Origin of the sequence: Janibacter sp. YB324 (assembly GCF_014217915.1) — a bacterium.
Taxonomy (GTDB): domain Bacteria; phylum Actinomycetota; class Actinomycetes; order Actinomycetales; family Dermatophilaceae; genus Janibacter; species Janibacter indicus.
The window spans coordinates 988,999-1,005,108 of record NZ_CP060120.1; the positions used below are offsets into that span (position 1 = coordinate 988,999).

The following is a 16,110-nucleotide window of genomic DNA, read 5'->3' on the forward strand; positions in this document are numbered from 1 at the left end:
TCGTGGTGACGTCGTCCGGTGCCGACCGTGACCGGGACGCGCACGGCCGCGCCGAAAATGCCCGGCCGCGTGACGGTCTGGGTCGGCCGCTGCCGCACGGCAGCCCCGGCGTCGAGCGCGTCGAGGCGCGCGATCGCACCCCTGACGAGGCGCTGGCCGAGGCGCAGGAGTACCTCGACCACGAGATGCCGTTCCACGCCCACGAGGTCCTCGAGGAGCAGTGGAAGTCCGCCCCCGACCCTGAGCGGGCCCTGTGGCAGGGGCTGGCCCAGCTTGCCGTCGGGCTGACCCACCAGCGACGCGGCAACACCCGCGGCGCGGCGAGCGTCGCCTCGCGCGGGGCCGATGCCATCGAGCGCTACGTGGCGATCGCGCCCCACGGGATCGACGTCGCCGGGCTCGTCGCCTGGGCGCGGGCGATGACGGGCGACCCGTCGGCCGAGGTGCCGGTGCCCTCCCTTCGCTCCTGACGTGCAGTCCCCGCGGGCGGCGACCAGGTTCGTCGCGGCCCGCTCACCCTGAGAAGATGACCGGGTGATGGGTATCGACACGCTGACCGAGTACATCGTCGTCGCCGTCGGGCTGCTGGTCCTCCTCGGCGGGCTCGCCGTCGGGCTCCTGCGCGGCGGCCGCGGCACGACCAAGGAGCTGCCGCCGCAGCAGCGACCGCCGGAGCGGCCCAAGGGCACGACCGACCACCGCAGCGGCACGATCGTCCTCGACCGGCCGAGCGAGCACGCCCAGCCGCAGGCTCCGCCGGCCGAGGCGAAGGGGGAGCAGCCCCCGGCCGATGAGACCCCTGTGGCGAAGCCTGCCGCGGAGAAGCCGGTCACCGAGACGCCGGACGAGAGCGCACCGGCCGAGGACTTCACCCCCGTGGAGTCCGACGCCGACGTCGATCGGGCGCGCACCGTCCCGCCCGTCACCCCGCAGGACGAGACCGCCGAGACGCCGGCCCCGGCCGAGCCGGAGACCACCGAGCCGGAGGTCACCGAGCCGACCCCCGCCGAGCCCGAGGCCCCCGCCGAGCCCGAGCCGGAGCTCGACACCCCCGCACCCACCCGCGACCGGATGCGCGCGCTGCGCAGCCGCCTGGCCCGCTCCAACGGCGCCATCGGCAAGGGTCTGCTCGCGCTGCTGTCGCAGGGCAAGCTCTCCGAGGAGGACTGGGAGGAGGTCGAGGACACCCTGCTCGTCGCCGACCTGGGCATGGAGCCGACGACCGAGCTCGTCGACTCGCTGCGCAACCACGTCTCCGTCGACGGCACGACCGACCCCGAGGTGGCCAAGGACTGGCTCTACGCCGACCTCCTCCAGCTCGTCGACCCGACGATGGACCGCGGCCTGGCGGCCTCGCGCGTCGACGGTCGCCCCGCGTGCATCCTCGTCGTGGGCGTCAACGGCACCGGCAAGACGACGACCGTCGGCAAGCTGGCGCGCGTCCTCGTCGCCAACGACCGCGACGTCGTGCTGGGGGCGGCCGACACCTTCCGCGCGGCGGCCGCCGACCAGCTCGAGACCTGGGGTGCCCGCGTCGGCGTGCCCACGATCCGCAGCGACCGCGAGGGCGCGGACCCGGCGGCCGTCGCCTTCGACGCGGTCAAGGCCGCGGCCGAGATGGAGTCGGATGCGGTGATCATCGACACGGCCGGCCGGCTGCACAACAAGGTTGGCCTCATGGACGAGCTGTCCAAGGTCAAGCGGGTCATCGAGAAGCAGACCCCCATCGACGAGGTCCTGCTCGTCCTCGACGCGACGACGGGGCAGAACGGCCTGGCCCAGGCCAAGGTCTTCGCCGAGGCGGTCGACGTCACCGGCGTCGTACTCACCAAGCTCGACGGCACCGCCAAGGGCGGCATCGTCGTGGCCGTGCAGCGCACTCTCGGCGTCCCGGTCAAGCTCGTCGGCCTCGGTGAGGGACCCGACGACCTGGCGCCCTTCGTGCCGGAGGCCTTCGTCGACGCGATCGTCGGCTGACCCGCTCGCGCCACCGCGGCGCAGACAGGGACGGCGAAGGGGGCGCCGGTCGCGACCGGCGCCCCCTTCGATCTGCCCACCGGGCCCTGACGGCACCCGGCGGCACGGATCAGGTGCGCTGGTTGAAGGTCAGGTAGTAGCGCAGCTGGGTCGAGGTGTTGACCGCCCAGGCGACCTTGACGTTGACCGTCGAGGTGCGGCTGGAGTCGCCCGGGACGGGCGCGGTGCACGTGGCGGTGCGGCCCTCGATGAGGACGATCCCGCCGATGCAGTTGATGTCGGACTTGGTGTGGCCGTACTGGCTCATGCCGCGCGCGATCTGGCCCTCGAGCTCGTCGGCGCTCAGCTGGTGCCTGCTGCTCGTGTTGGGCGTGCCGGAGGGGGCCGGCGGGACCGACTGCGTCGTCGAGGAGGGCGGCGTGTACGTCGACGAGGGCGTCGTCGGCTCGGTCGTCGTCGTGGGCTCGGTCGTCGTCGTGGGCTCGGTGGTCGGGTCCTCGGTGGTGGGGTCCTCGGTGGGGTCCTCGGTCGACGACGCGCTCGTCGTCTCCTCGTCACTGTCGTTGAGGGCGACCAGGCCGATGCCGCCGGCGCAGACGAGGGCGAGCACGAGGCCGATGGCGCCGACGACCCAGGCCCACACGGGGACGCCGCCCTTGGCCGGGGGAGTGCCGCCGGGGCCGCCGGGCTGACCGCCGTAGGGGTTGGTCGCCTGCTGACCGTAGGGCTGCTGGCCGTAACCGGGCTGCTGGCCGTAGGGCTGCTGCTGCCCGTAGGGCTGCTGGTGCGGACCGGGCTGTCCCGGAGGGGTGGGGGGCTGCGTCATGACTCTCCCTGCTCGCGATGCGCCGGGAGGCTGCATGCTGGCGTTCCCCCCGGAAATACCTGTCTGTGTCCTGCAACCCAACGGTATCCAACACCTGCCAGTGCGTGCAGACCGGGCAGGCGCAGCAGCAGCGCCACCGGCCTGACCCACCACCGGGAGGCGGCGAGGAGGTCGGCCACCGCGTCGTGCCCAGAGCTGGTCCGCCCGTCGGCGGCCACCCACTGCAGGGCCTCGTCGCACTGCTCCTGCGTCAGGCCGAGCGAAGGGAGGTCCAGCCGCTGGCTCGGGGCGACGTCGTAGTCGTCGGGGGAGCGGCGCAGGCGACGCTGCACGAGGTCGGCGCACGTGGTGCACATGCCGCAGTCGCCGTCGAAGACGAGGATCGGTCGCATGGACCGATCGTCCCACCCAGTGGGACGCACCCGCTCGCGACACAGAGGATTAACGCGGGCGGGTGAGGGGAAACACCACCGAAACATCTCGCGCGCCGTGGTGAAACTGCGGCGCACGAGTCTTCCACCCATGAGTCCAGCCATCACGCCCCTTGCGGCGACCCCACCATCGATCGACCCGGCCGCGACGGCCTTCATGATCATCTGCGCAGCCCTCGTGCTCCTGATGACTCCGGGCCTGGCCCTCTTCTACGGCGGCATGACCCGTGCCAAGTCCGTGCTCAACATGATGATGATGAGCTTCGGCGCCATGGGCGTGGCCGGTGTCGTCTACGTCCTGTGGGGCTACTCGATGTCCTTCGGCGGGTCCGACATCGGCGGCGTCCTCGCCAACCCCTTCGACAAGTTCGGCCTGCGCGGCGTCGCCAGCACGGTCGAGGGCGTCACCGGGACCGTCGGGGCCGACGGCATGCCGGTCATCGACGTCTTCGGCGCCGACGTCTTCATCCCCGAGGTCCTCTTCGCCGGCTTCCAGCTGACCTTCGCGATCATCACGGTCGCGCTCATCAGCGGGGCCATCGCCGACCGGGCGAAGTTCTCCACCTGGTTGGTCTTCGTCGCCATCTGGCTGACGGCCGTCTACTTCCCGATCGCCCACATGGTCTGGGGCGGCGGCCTGCTCTCCGGCGCCGAGCGGAGCGTCGCGTCGTGGATGTTCGGCAGCTCGAACGGTGCAGCGGACGTCGCGCCCATCGACTTCGCCGGCGGCACCGTCGTCCACATCAACGCCGGTATCGCCGGCCTCGTCCTGGCGCTCGTCGTCGGCAAGCGCCTGGGCTTCGGCAAGACCGCGATGCGGCCGCACAACGTCCCGCTCGTGATGATCGGTGCCGGTCTGCTGTGGTTCGGCTGGTTCGGCTTCAACGCCGGCTCCGAGCTGGCCGCGGACGGTGTCGCCAGCCTCGTCTGGGTCAACACCACCGCTGCGACCGCGGCCGCGATCCTTGGCTGGCTGCTCGTGGAGAAGCTGCGTGACGGCCACGCGACCTCGGTCGGCGCAGCCTCCGGTGTCGTCGCCGGTCTTGTCGCCATCACCCCGGCCTGCGGCGCCCTCTCGCCGGTCGGCTCGCTGGTCCTCGGTGCCGTCGCCGGTGCCCTGGCCGCCCTCGCCGTCGGCCTGAAGTTCCGCTTCGGCTACGACGACTCGCTCGACGTCGTCGGCGTGCACCTCGTCGCCGGCCTCTGGGGCACCGTCGGTGCCGGCCTCCTCGCCACGGACGGCGGGCTCCTCTACGGAGACGGCTTCGACCAGACGCTCCTGCAGATCGTCGTTGCGCTCATCAGCCTGGTGATCTCCGCGGTCCTCACCTATGTCATCGCCATCGCCCTCAAGGCGACGATGGGCTGGCGGATCACCGAGGAGGACGAGGTGTCCGGCATCGACGCCGCCGAGCACGCCGAGTCCGGCTACGACCTGGGTGGAGTCGGCGCCAGCCGTGCCCGCTCCGTCCTCAGCAGCACCCTCCCCACCACCGCCGCGACGGACACCGAAAGCGAGGTCCGGGCATGAAGCTCGTCACCGCCATCATCAAGCCCCACCAGATCGACGACGTCAAGGAGGCCCTCGAGTCCTTCGGCATCACCGGCATGACCGTGAGCGAGGCGAGCGGCTACGGCCGCCAGCGCGGCCACAGCGAGGTCTACCGCGGGGCCGAGTACACCGTCGACTTCGTCCCGAAGATCCGCCTCGAGGTCCTCGTCGAGGACATCGACGCCGAGTCCGTCGTCGGCGTCGTCGTCTCGGCGGCCCGCACCGGTCGGATCGGTGACGGCAAGGTCTGGGTCACCCCCATCGACGACGTCGTGCGCGTGCGCACCGGGGAGAAGGGAGTCGAGGCGATCTGAGCCTCGGACACCATGACCCGCACCGGAAGCGACATGCGATCCGCGCGGCTCGATCTCGCCGGCACCCGGGAGTTCACGCTCCCGGGTGCCGGCGAGGCCCGCCGCGCCGCGATCAGCGAGGCGACCCGCAGCTGGCTGACCGATCTCCACCTCGACGCAGTGGGGGAGCGCCCCGGCATCGCGCTCGCAGCGGTGGGCTCCCTGGGGCGTGGCTGGTCCGGCCCGCTCAGTGACCTCGACCTCGTCCTCGTCCACGACGGCCGCAGCATCCGCGCCGACGACCTCACGGCCATGGCCGACCGGCTCTGGTACCCGATCTGGGACTCGGGGCTCGCGCTCGACCACTCGGTCCGCTCCGCGGCCGAGTGCCGCGGCGTCGCCCGGGAGGACCTGTCAGCGGCGGTCGGCCTGCTCGACCTCTCCCTGGTCGCCGGCGACGAGGAGCTCGTCGCGGGGGTCCGCTCCACCGTCTCCCACGACTGGCGCTCGGGTGCCCGCACCCGGCTGCCGCAGTTCGTCGAGTCCGTGCGCGCCCGCCACCACCGGCACGGCGACCTCAGCCAGCAGATCGAGCCGGACCTCAAGGAGGCCTTCGGCGGCCTGCGGGACGTCACCGTGCTCGACGCCCTCACCCGGGCCTGGCTCACCGACCGACCGCACGGTGCCGTGGGACCGGCCCTGACCCGGCTGCTCGACGTGCGTGACGCCCTGCACGTCGTGAGCGGGCGCGGCCGCGACCGTCTGCTGCGCGAGGAGCACGACGCCGTCGCCGCACTGCTCGGCCACGCCGACGCCGACGAGCTGCTCACGAGCGTCTCGAGCAGCGCCCGCACCATCGCCTGGGCCCTCGAGTCGACGATGCGCCGTGCCGGTCAGAGCCAGCGTGCCCGCGTCCTGCGGGTCGGCCCGCGCCGCCCGTCGATGACCCCGCTCGGGCACGGACTCTTCGCGCACGACGGTGAGGCCGTCCTCGGTACGACCCGGCTCGTCGGCGTCGACCCGACCCTCTCCCTTCGCGCCGGTGTCGTCGCCGCACGCCACCGCCTGCCGCTCGCGCCGCAGACCCTGACCAACCTCGCCGACTGCCCGGACCTGCCGACACCGTGGGACCGTCAGTCCCGCGACCTGCTCACCGACCTGCTCGCCGCCGGGCCCGGGCTCGAGGCCGTCTGGGAGGGGCTCGACCAGGTCGGCGTCGTCGAGCGCTGGCTGCCGGAGTGGGCCGCTGTGCGGTGCCGCCCGCAGCACAACCCCGTGCACCGGCACACCGTCGACCGGCACCTGCTCGAGACCGTCGCGCAGGCCACGGCGCTCGCCCGCGACGTCGCCCGCCCGGACCTGCTGCTGCTCGCCGCGCTCCTCCACGACATCGGCAAGATCGCCGGGGCCCGCGACCACTCCCGCACCGGTGCCGACATCGCCGACACCGTCCTGCGGCGCTGGGGACTGGCCGACGCCGACCGTGAGCTCGTCGTGCTCCTCGTGCGCGAGCACCTGACGCTCATCGAGATGGCCACGCGCCGTGACCTCTCCGACCCGGCGACGTCGGCCGCCGTGTGCGACCTCGTGGCCCAGGACCCGCAGGCCTTCGAGCTGCTGCGGGCGCTCACCGTCGCCGACGCCCGGGCCGCCGGCCCCACCGCGTGGACCGACTGGCGGGCCAGTCTGCTCGACACGCTGACCGGGCAGGTCCGCGACCGGCTCACCGGGGTGGCGCCGCCGGTGCCGCCGCTCGCCCCTGACCCGCAGGTCGACGAGGAGGCCCTCGGCGACGTCGTCGCCGGCCGGCCGCACGTGCGCGTCGACCCGGGGCCGGGTGGCTGGACGCTGACGATCCACGGCCGCGACCGCACGGGGCTCTTCGCCGACACCGCCGGCCTGCTCGCGGCCCACGGCATGACCGTGCGCCGCGCCCGGCTGGCGACGGTCGACGGCATCGCCGTCGACGAGTGGTTCGTCGAGTCGCCAGGGGGAGACCCTCCGGAGCCGCTGCGGATCACGGCCGGGCTGACCCGGCTCGAGGCCGGTGACCGCGCGGCACTCGGCTCGCTCGCGCGCCGTCGCCGCGGCCCGGAGCGTCCGGGGACGGCCGGCGGCACGCGGGCCTTCGTGCTGCCCAGCGCCGGGAGCGGGGCGACGGTCATCGAGGTCCGCTCCCAGGACCGGCCCGGGCTGCTGCACGACCTCGGTCTGGTCCTCGCTGCCGAGGGGATCAGCGTGCGCTCCGCGCACATCTCGACCCACGCGGGGCAGACCCTGGACACCTTTTACGTCACCGACCGGGACGGTCGCGAGCTCGGTCCGGCGGCCGTGGCGCGGACCGTGTCGGCCGTCATCGACGGGTGTGACGGGGAGGTGGACGAAGGGAGCGCCGCGGGCAGATAACCTTGGCCGGGTGTTCACCAGCCTGTCCGACCGCCTGACCGCGACCTTCAAGAACCTCCGCGGCAAGGGGCGCCTGTCCGAGTCCGACGTCAACAAGACCGTCCGTGACATCCGCATGGCGCTCATCGACGCCGATGTGGCGCTGCCCGTCGTCAAGGAGTTCACCGCCGCCGTCCGCGAGCGGGCCACCGGCGCGGAGGTGAGCCAGGCGCTCAACCCCGCCCAGCAGGTCATCAAGATCGTCAACGACGAGCTCGTGACGATCCTCGGTGGCAACACCCGCACGATCCAGTTCGCCAAGCGGCCACCGACGGTCATCATGCTCGCGGGCCTCCAGGGCTCCGGCAAGACGACCTTCGCCGGCAAGCTGGGCGCCTGGCTCAAGGAGCAGGGGCACACCCCGCTGCTCGTTGCGGCCGACCTGCAGCGCCCCAATGCCGTCACCCAGCTCGAGGTGACCGGTCAGCGTGCCGGGGTCCCGGTCTTCGCGCCCGAGCGCGGCAACACCGGCGGCCACGACGCGGTCCTCGTGTCGGGGGAGGGCACCCGCTCCTTCGGTGACCCGGTCGGCGTGAGCCGCGCCGGCATCGCGCACGCGCAGGCCCAGCAGCACGACGTCGTCATCGTCGACACCGCCGGCCGCCTCGCCGTCGACGCCGAGCTGATGCAGCAGGCCGCCGACATCCGCGCCGCGATCGAGCCTGACGAGGTCCTCTTCGTCATCGACTCGATGATCGGCCAGGCCGCGGTCGAGACCGCGCGTGCCTTCGCCGAGGGCGTCGACTTCACCGGTGTCGTCCTGTCGAAGCTCGACGGTGACGCCCGAGGTGGTGCCGCGCTGTCCGTCGCGGGCACGACGGGGCGGCCGATCATGTTCGCTTCCACCGGCGAGCAGACCAAGGACATCGAGGTCTTCCACCCCGACCGCATGGCCGGTCGGATCCTCGACATGGGTGACGTCCTCACGCTCATCGAGCAGGCCGAGCGCGCCTTCGAGCGTGGCGAGGCCGAGGAGATGCAGCGCAAGTTCCTCGCCGAGGAGGACTTCACCTTCGACGACTTCCTCCAGCAGATGTCCGCGATCAAGCGGATGGGCTCGCTGAAGTCGATGCTCAAGATGATGCCGGGCATGGGCCAGATGTCGGCCCAGCTCGACGCCCTCGACGAGCGGGAGTTCGACCGGGTCGAGGCGATGGTCCGCTCGATGACCCCCTTCGAGCGCACCCACCCCAAGCAGATCAACGGCTCGCGCCGCTCGCGCATCGCCAAGGGCTCGGGCGTCACGGTCTCCGAGGTCAACCAGCTGCTCGAGCGCTTCACCGAGGCGCAGAAGATGATGAAGCAGATGGCCCGCGGTGGCGGCATGCCGGGCATGCCCGGCGTCCCCGGCATGGGCGGCGGGGGCCGCAAGAAGCAGACCAAGCAGCCGAAGAAGAAGGGCAAGTCCGGCAATCCCGCCAAGCGCGCCCAGCAGGAGCGCGAGGCGGCCGAGCGGGCTGCTGGCCGCGGGCCTGCCGGGTCCTCCTTCGGTGGCGGCGGCGGTGCACAGGGCGGACCGGGCGGCCTCCCGGCCGACCTCGACCCGAGCCAGCTGCCGAAGGGTTTCGACAAGTTCCTGGGCGGGGGCAGCTGAGCCCGGCATGAGCACGCCGATGCTGCACGCCGTGACCTCGGGGGAGTCCGGTCCCCGGGTCGCCTTCTGCCACGGCCTCTTCGGGCAGGGCCGCAACTGGACCCAGATCGCCAAGGGCCTGGTGGACATCTGCCGCCCGACGCTGCTCGACATGCCTGACCACGGGCGCTCGCCGTGGACCGAGCGCTTCGACTACGCCGGGGCGGCCGACCTCGTCGCCGACTCCCTTCGTGCGATCGACGACACCGAGCCGTGGATCGTCGTCGGGCACTCCATGGGCGGCAAGATCGCCATGCTCGTGGCCCTGCGCCACCCCGAGCTCGTCGACCGGCTGTGCGTCGTCGACATCTCTCCGGCCGCGACGACGAGCTTCAGCGAGTTCGAGACCTACATCGCCGCGATGCAGGCGATGGACCTCGGCAGCATCACCACCCGTGAGCAGGCCGACGCGGCGATGCGCGAGGCCGCACCCGATCCGGGGGTGCGGGCCTTCCTCCTGCAGAACCTGCGCCGGGAGGGCGACGGCTGGCGCTGGCAGCCCAACCTCGAGGTGATCGGCCGCGACATCGCCACCATCGGCGGCTGGCCCACCGACGAGGTGGCGGGTCTCGCCCCCTTCGACAAGACGGTGCTGTGGCTCGCCGGCGAGCGATCGCTCTACGTCACCGACGACGACCTCGCCGAGATGCGACGGCTCTTCCCCCGGGTGCGGCTCGTGACCGTCAAGGGTGTCGGGCACTGGGTGCACTCCGAGGCGCCCGAGGTGACGCTCCAGGCGCTGCGGGCGCTCATCACCTCGTCGCGCTGACGCCGGAGTGTGATGGAGTAGAGGGGTCCGGCGGACCAGCCGGGCACCCCGACCGAGAGGACCCGATCATGTCCCGCATCGTCGTCATCGGTGGCCACGGCAAGGTGGCTCTGCTGCTCACCCCGATCCTCGCCGAACTCGGGCACTCGGTGACCTCCGTCATCCGCAACCCCGATCACGCCGCCGACGTCGAGGCGGCAGGGGCGACCCCGCACGTCGCCGATGTCGAGATGCTCGACACCGACGGCATCGCCGAGGTCCTCGCGGGCCACGACGCGGTCGTGTGGTCCGCCGGCGCCGGCGGGGGAGACCCCGAGCGCACCCGGGCCGTGGACCAGGACGCGGCGATCCGCTCGATGGAGGCCGCGCGACAGGCCGGCGTGCGGCGCTACGTCATGCTGAGCTACTGCGGCGCCGGGCCCGACCACGGCGTCGACCCGAGCAACCCCTTCCACGCATATGCCGAGGCCAAGGCCGCGGCCGACGAGCACCTGCGCGGCACCGACCTCGACTGGACCGTCCTCGGGCCGAGCAGCCTGACCCTTGACCCGCCGACCGGCAAGATCCAGGTCGGCCGGGAGGGGAGCGGCCAGGTCTCGCGAGCCAATGTCGCCCGGGTCATCGCGGCGACCCTCGAGGCCAACGGCACCGTGCGGCGCACCATCGAGTTCCACGACGGAGAGACCCCGATCGACGAGGCGATCTCGGGCTAGCCTCGGGTCATGGCTGATGTGCTGCACGTCAAGGGCGAGGTGCTGGTCTCCGAGCAGGAGAGCGTGCCCGAGCTGTGGATCATCGACGGCAAGGTCTCCTTCACGCCGCCGACCAGCGGTGACGTCGAGACGGTGACCGGCTACGTCCTGCCGGGCTTCGTCGACGCGCACTGCCACGTCGGTCTCGACGCCCACGGGGCGGCCGACGAGGCGACGAGCGAGCAGCAGGCGCTCACCGACCGCGACGCCGGGACGCTGCTCATCCGTGACGCCGGCTCCCCGGCCGACACCCGCTGGATCGACGAGCGCGACGACCTGCCCAAGATCATCCGCGCCGGCCGGCACATCGCCCGGACCAAGCGCTACATCCGCAACTACGCGCACGAGGTCGAGCCCGAGCAGCTCGTCTCGCGTGTGCGGGCCGAGGCCCGTGCCGGCGACGGCTGGGTCAAGCTCGTCGGCGACTGGATCGACCGCGGAGTCGGCGACCTCGCTCCCTGCTGGCCCCGCGAGGTGCTCGTCGAGGCGATCGCCGCCGCCCACGAGGAGGGGGCGCGGGTGACCGCCCACTGCTTCGGCGAGGAGTCGCTCGCCGACTTCGCCGCCGCGGGCACCGACTGCATCGAGCACGCCACGGGGCTGGTGCCGGAGACGATCTCGACCTTCGCCGCGCAGGGCATCGCCATCGTGCCGACCCTGGTCAACATCGAGACCTTCCCGCAGATCGCGGCCCCCGCCGCGGAGAAGTTCCCCGACTACCACCGGCACATGCTGCAGCTGCACGAACGGCGCTTCGAGACGATCGCCGCTGCGCACGACGCCGGCATCGACGTCTTCGTCGGCACCGACGCCGGGGGCTCGCTGCCGCACGGCCTCGTCGCGCAGGAGATGGAGCTGCTCACCCGCGCGGGCTTCTCCACCCGCGAGGCCCTGGCGGCCGGCACGTGGCGCTCCCGTGACTGGCTGGGCCACCCCGCCATCGCCGAGGGCGAGGACGCCGACCTCGTCGTCCTCGCCGACGACCCCCGCGAGGACGTGCGCGCCTGCGGCACACCGGCACACGTCATCCTGCGGGGCGCTCGCGTGGGCGGTCGCTGACCCCCTTCGACCCGTGGGGTCGGCGGGCGGGGGTCAGGCCGGCTCGCCGACGAGCTCGCGCTCGGTCTCGCCGTCGGTGGCTGCCGCGTCGGCGGCGACCTCCGCGCGGTGCGCGCGGATGCTCCAGGCCACGGCACCGATCCACAGGGCGAGGATCAGGACGTAGGCGGTCACGGTGGGGGTGCCGGTGATGCCAACGCTCTCGAGGATCGTCTTGGAGTTGGTGAGGACGATGATCCCGCCGACGGCGGACCCGAGGACGCGCGGGGGGATGGTGCGCACGAGCCACGCGGCGATCGGAGCGGCGATGACGCCACCGAGCAGCAGCATGGCCACCCACGAGAAGTTGATCCCCTGGGAGCCGAGCGCGGCGAGGAAGCCGATGCTCGCGGAGAGGGAGATGAGGAACTCGCTGGTGTCGATGGAGCCGATGACCTTGCGCGGCTCCAGGCGGCCGCTGGCGAGGATCGCCGGGGTGCCGACAGGACCCCAGCCACCGCCACCGGTCGCGTCGACGAAGCCACCGAAGAGCCCCAGAGGAGCGAGGAAGCGCTTGCGCAGCGGGGTGCCGAGGCGGTCCTTGCGCAGGCCCTTGAAGGTGAAGCGCAGCAGGACGTAGAGACCCAGGGCCAGCAGGATGCCGGACATGATCGGCTTGGCCGTCGACGTGTCGAGGCTGGCGAGGAAGGTCGCGCCGGCGAAGGCGCCCACCGCGCCGGGGACGCCGATCTTGAGCACGACCGGCCAGTCGACGTTGCCGAAGCGCCAGTGCGAGGCGCCCGAAACGAGCGTCGTGCCGATCTCGGCGAGGTGGACCGTGGCGGAGGCGGCGACGGGGTTGGTGCCGATGGCCAGGAGCAGGGTGGTCGTCGTGACGCCGTAGGCCATGCCGAGCGATCCGTCGACGAGCTGGGCGAGGAGGCCGACGACGGCCAGGAGGACGAGCTTGCGCATACGGAGGACTCTTTCCGTGAGGAGTGTGCGACGGCCCGGGAAGTCAGGACATCTCCCATGGGACTAGAGGGAGTTTTACCTACGGCTCGCTTATGGGTCAAGTAACGGTCAGTTATGTCTCAGGGTGTGGTCCGGGCGTCGGTGGGCGAGCGGCGATACTGGGGGCATGGACATCTCGGCCCGATCGGACTACGCCGTCCGCGCGATGCTCACCCTGGCCGCCTCGGGCCAAGGGGGGACACCCGTCTCCGTCGTCCGGCTGGCTGCGGAGCAGGAGTTGCCGCGCAAGTTCCTCGAGGCGATCCTCGCCGACCTGCGCCGCTCGGGGCTCGTCTCCAGCCGCATGGGCGCCAATGGCGGCTACCTCCTCGCCCGGGCCTCCGCCGACATCACCGTCGGTGATGTCATCCGCGCCGTCGACGGCCCGCTCGCCGAGGTTCGCGGGGAGCGGCCGCAGGCGACGAGCTACGAGGGGGCGGCGACCCACCTGCGCACCGTCTGGGTGGCCGTGCGCTCGAGCGTGCGCTCCGTCCTCGACGGCACGAGCCTCGCCGACGTGCTGACCGGTGACTTCCCCGACGCGGTCACCGAGGCGGTGGCGGCCCCCGGGGCCTGGGAGAACCGCTGACCGGTTTTTGCCGGGGGTGGCTCCTCGTGGAAGAATCCCCCTTCGTACCCGTCCGCGCCGGGGATCTCTCCTGCGTGCGCCGGATGCCTACACCCCGAGCTCGATACCCCGTGCGATCCGCGCACGGTCTCGCCGTGCTCATGAACTCGAAGGAGACCACGCACCGTGGCCGTCAAGATTCGTCTCAAGCGGATGGGCAAGATCCGCGCCCCCTTCTACCGCGTCGTCATCATGGACTCCCGTGCCAAGCGGGACGGCCGGGCGATCGAGGAGATCGGCAAGTACCACCCCACCGAGGAGCCCTCGGTCATCGACATCGACAGCGAGCGCGCGCAGTACTGGCTCTCCCAGGGCGCCCAGCCGACCGAGGCCGTCGCCGCCCTGCTCAAGGTCACCGGTGACTGGCAGAAGTTCAAGGGTGAGGCCGGCGCCGAGGGCACCCTCAAGGTCAAGGAGCCCAAGACCTCCAAGAAGGACCTCTACGAGGCCGCCCTCGCCTCCTCCGACAAGGAGGGCGCGGAGCACGAGGCCATCACCGCGAAGAAGAAGGCCGACAAGGAGGCCGCCGACAAGAAGGCTGCCGAGGAGAAGGCCGCTGCGGAGAAGGCCGAGGCCGAGGCTGCCGAGGCCCCCGCCGAGGAGACCCCGGCCGAGGCCGAGACCACCACCGAGGCCTGACATGCTCGACGAGGCGCTCGAGCACCTGGTCACCGGCATCGTCGACCACAAGGACGACGTCGTCGTCCGGAGCAAGCAGCTGCGTCGCGGCCAGATCCTCGAGGTGCGCGTGCACCCCGACGACTTGGGTCGCGTCATCGGCCGCTCCGGCCGCACCGCCTCCGCGTTGCGCACCGTCCTCGGTGCGCTCTCCGGCGGGGAAAACGTGCGGATCGACATCGTCGACACCGACCGCGAGCGCTGAGGGCAGCGCCCACGTCATGACGGATGGCCGTCACCCTGCGGGGTGGCGGCCATTCGCCATGTCGGGGCGCGGGTACATATCTTGTCCGGCATGACTTCCACGCAGGGCCACGTCGTCGCCCGCATCGGCAAGCCGCACGCGCTGCGCGGCGAGGTGACCGTCCAGCTGCACACGGACGACCCCGAGAGCCGGCTGGTGCCCGGCGCCGTCTTCGAGACGCGGGCCGAGCCCGGGTCCGGCGTGCCGCGTCGCCTCACCCTGGCGACGACGCGGGTGCACCGCGGCATCTGGCTGCTCGGGTTCGAGGAGATCCCCGACCGCACGGGCGCCGAGTCGCTGCGCGGGACCCGGCTCGTGCTGTCGGCCGACGAGCCGGACCCGACAGCCGACGACGAGGGCTGGTACGAGGCGGACCTCGTGGGCCTGACCGCGGTCGCGCCCGACGGCACCACGGTCGGCGAGGTGGTCGCGCTCGAGCTCGGCGCCGCCCAGGACCGGCTGCGACTGCGGCGACCCGACGGCAGCGAGGCGCTCGTCCCCTTCGTCGAGGCGCTCGTCCCGGAGGTCGACCCCGAGGCCGGCCGACTCGTCGTCGACGCGCCCCCCGGTCTGCTCGACATCGACGCGAAGGGGGAGTGAGCCGTGCGCATCGACGCCGTCTCGATCTTCCCCGACTACCTCGCGGCCCTCGACATCTCGCTCATCGGCAAGGCCCGTCGCGAGGGGATCATCGACCTGCGGGTCCACGACCTGCGCGACTTCGCCCACGACCGGCACCGCACCGTCGACGACACCCCCTACGGCGGGGGAGCGGGCATGGTCATGAAGCCGCAGCCGTGGAGCGAGGCCCTCACGCACGTCCTCGACTCTGCGGACGAGACGACCGGCCCGGCGCCGGTGCTCGTCGTGCCCGGGCCCGGCGGTGAGCGCTTCACCCAGGCGACCGCGCGCGAGCTCGCGCAGGCGCCCTGGCTGGCCTTTGCCTGCGGCCGCTACGAGGGCATCGACGAGCGGGTCTACGAGTGGGCGGCCGAGCGGATGCCCGTGCGGGTGGTCTCGCTCGGCGACTACGTGCTCAACGGCGGCGAGGTCGCCGTCCTGGCGATGGTCGAGGCCATTGGTCGGCTCCTGCCCGGCGTCGTCGGCAATGCCGAGTCGCTCGTCGAGGAGTCGCACGAAGGGGGTCTGCTCGAGTACCCGATCTACACCAAGCCTGCGGTGTGGGACGACGGTGGTGGGGTCGAACGCCCCGTCCCCGAGGTCCTCCTCGGCGGCAACCACGCGGCCATCGCGCAGTGGCGTCACGAGCAGCGGCTGGCCCGCACCGCGGCCCGTCGTCCCGACCTGCTACACGTCGCGGCGACGACGGACGAGCTCGCCGGGCTCGAGCACTCGGTCGCCACCCGGGCGGACGCGGCGGAGCTGACCGTGCTGCAGAAGGCCTGCTGGATCGAGATGGTCACGCCCGAGCAGCACTGGTGGGGCGCGCCCGCCGAGGACGCCGCGACCGTCGCCGACAACCTCGAGCACTGGACGACGCACCTCTTCCGCTCGCAGGGGCGTCTCGTCGGATCGGTCCGGGTGCGGCGCGACCCGCAGGAGCCGACGACCTGGCAGATCGGGCGGCTCATGGTCGCGCCCGACCTGCAGGGGCGCGGGCTGGGACGGGCGCTGCTCGCGCACGCCGAGGCCCTCGCCCCGGCCGACGTGCGGACCTTCTGGCTCAACACCGGGGCCGACCAGTCGCGTCTGCTGCGGCTGTACAAGAAGGCCGGGTACCGCGTGCGCGGCCCCGGCGAGGGCCCGGGCACGGTCGACCTCAGCCGTCCCGTGCGCAGGTGAGCCACCCCCTTCGTCACGAGGGGATGC

Annotated in this window: 17 protein-coding genes; 14 read left to right on the forward strand and 3 right to left on the reverse strand. The window is 72.4% G+C overall.

What is annotated here, in order from left to right:
* Positions 1-2 precede the first annotated feature (2 nt).
* Both H7A72_RS04850 and ftsY read left to right on the forward strand, forming a co-directional pair.
* Positions 3-470 (forward strand): DUF309 domain-containing protein, encoded by a 468-nt coding sequence (locus H7A72_RS04850; RefSeq protein ID WP_084449461.1) that lies wholly within the window; start codon positions 3-5, stop codon positions 468-470.
* Between the two features lie 67 nt (positions 471-537).
* Positions 538-1,977 carry a signal recognition particle-docking protein FtsY gene (gene ftsY / locus H7A72_RS04855; RefSeq protein WP_185221823.1) on the forward strand — a complete coding sequence of 480 codons (1,440 nt, stop codon included), beginning with the start codon at positions 538-540 and terminating at the stop codon, positions 1,975-1,977.
* Between the two features lie 109 nt (positions 1,978-2,086).
* Here ftsY and H7A72_RS04860 read toward each other — a convergent pair whose 3' ends face one another.
* A complete protein-coding gene (locus H7A72_RS04860) occupies positions 2,087-2,803 on the reverse strand; it encodes a DUF4333 domain-containing protein (RefSeq protein ID WP_084449463.1) in 717 nt (238 codons plus the stop codon).
* Entirely contained in the window at positions 2,800-3,195 is a 396-nt protein-coding gene (locus H7A72_RS04865; protein WP_072624121.1) for a thiol-disulfide oxidoreductase DCC family protein, read from the reverse strand. The genes H7A72_RS04860 and H7A72_RS04865 overlap by 4 nt, the downstream gene beginning before the upstream one ends.
* Positions 3,196-3,325: 130 nt before the next feature.
* Here H7A72_RS04865 and H7A72_RS04870 point away from each other — a divergent pair, with 130 nt between their 5' ends.
* The 7 genes from H7A72_RS04870 to H7A72_RS04900 all read left to right on the forward strand — a co-directional run bounded on the left by H7A72_RS04870 (position 3,326) and on the right by H7A72_RS04900 (position 11,737).
* Entirely contained in the window at positions 3,326-4,765 is a 1,440-nt protein-coding gene (locus H7A72_RS04870; RefSeq protein ID WP_223277782.1) for an ammonium transporter, read from the forward strand.
* Positions 4,762-5,100 (forward strand): P-II family nitrogen regulator, encoded by a 339-nt coding sequence (locus H7A72_RS04875; RefSeq protein ID WP_007927419.1) that lies wholly within the window; start codon positions 4,762-4,764, stop codon positions 5,098-5,100. The genes H7A72_RS04870 and H7A72_RS04875 overlap by 4 nt, the downstream gene beginning before the upstream one ends.
* 12 nt (positions 5,101-5,112) lie before the next feature.
* Positions 5,113-7,485, forward strand: a complete 2,373-nt coding sequence (locus H7A72_RS04880; protein WP_185221824.1) for a [protein-PII] uridylyltransferase — start codon at positions 5,113-5,115, stop codon at positions 7,483-7,485.
* 10 nt (positions 7,486-7,495) lie between these two features.
* A complete protein-coding gene (gene ffh, locus H7A72_RS04885; protein ID WP_185221825.1) occupies positions 7,496-9,118 on the forward strand; it encodes a signal recognition particle protein in 1,623 nt (540 codons plus the stop codon).
* A gap of 7 nt (positions 9,119-9,125) precedes the next feature.
* Complete coding sequence (locus H7A72_RS04890; RefSeq protein ID WP_084449467.1) at positions 9,126-9,926, forward strand: alpha/beta fold hydrolase; 801 nt, start codon at positions 9,126-9,128, stop codon at positions 9,924-9,926.
* Positions 9,927-9,994: 68 nt separating this feature from the next.
* Positions 9,995-10,639, forward strand: coding sequence for an SDR family oxidoreductase (locus H7A72_RS04895; protein WP_185221826.1), 645 nt, complete (start codon positions 9,995-9,997; stop codon positions 10,637-10,639).
* Between the two features lie 9 nt (positions 10,640-10,648).
* Positions 10,649-11,737 carry an amidohydrolase family protein gene (locus tag H7A72_RS04900; RefSeq protein WP_185221827.1) on the forward strand — a complete coding sequence of 363 codons (1,089 nt, stop codon included), beginning with the start codon at positions 10,649-10,651 and terminating at the stop codon, positions 11,735-11,737.
* A gap of 33 nt (positions 11,738-11,770) precedes the next feature.
* Here the strand turns inward: H7A72_RS04900 and H7A72_RS04905 are convergent, their stop codons facing one another.
* Complete coding sequence (locus H7A72_RS04905; RefSeq protein WP_072624128.1) at positions 11,771-12,691, reverse strand: sulfite exporter TauE/SafE family protein; 921 nt, start codon at positions 12,689-12,691, stop codon at positions 11,771-11,773.
* Between the two features lie 166 nt (positions 12,692-12,857).
* On the opposite strand from H7A72_RS04905, the gene H7A72_RS04910 reads away from it, so the two are divergent.
* From H7A72_RS04910 to trmD, 5 genes are all read left to right on the forward strand, one after another.
* The gene (locus H7A72_RS04910) at positions 12,858-13,319 is read left to right on the forward strand and encodes an Rrf2 family transcriptional regulator (protein ID WP_185221828.1); all 462 of its coding nucleotides are present in this window, start codon (positions 12,858-12,860) and stop codon (positions 13,317-13,319) included.
* A gap of 165 nt (positions 13,320-13,484) precedes the next feature.
* Complete coding sequence (rpsP, locus tag H7A72_RS04915; protein WP_072624130.1) at positions 13,485-13,997, forward strand: 30S ribosomal protein S16; 513 nt, start codon at positions 13,485-13,487, stop codon at positions 13,995-13,997.
* A 1-nt stretch (position 13,998) separates the two neighbouring features.
* Positions 13,999-14,241, forward strand: coding sequence for an RNA-binding protein (locus H7A72_RS04920; protein WP_072624131.1), 243 nt, complete (start codon positions 13,999-14,001; stop codon positions 14,239-14,241).
* 90 nt (positions 14,242-14,331) lie between these two features.
* Positions 14,332-14,880: a ribosome maturation factor RimM gene (gene rimM / locus H7A72_RS04925; protein WP_072624132.1), complete on the forward strand. Its 549-nt coding sequence runs from the start codon at positions 14,332-14,334 to the stop codon at positions 14,878-14,880.
* Positions 14,881-14,883: 3 nt separating this feature from the next.
* On the forward strand, positions 14,884-16,083 hold the full coding sequence (gene trmD / locus H7A72_RS04930; RefSeq protein ID WP_185221829.1) for a tRNA (guanosine(37)-N1)-methyltransferase TrmD: 1,200 nt from the start codon (positions 14,884-14,886) through the stop codon (positions 16,081-16,083).
* Positions 16,084-16,110: the final 27 nt, after the last annotated feature.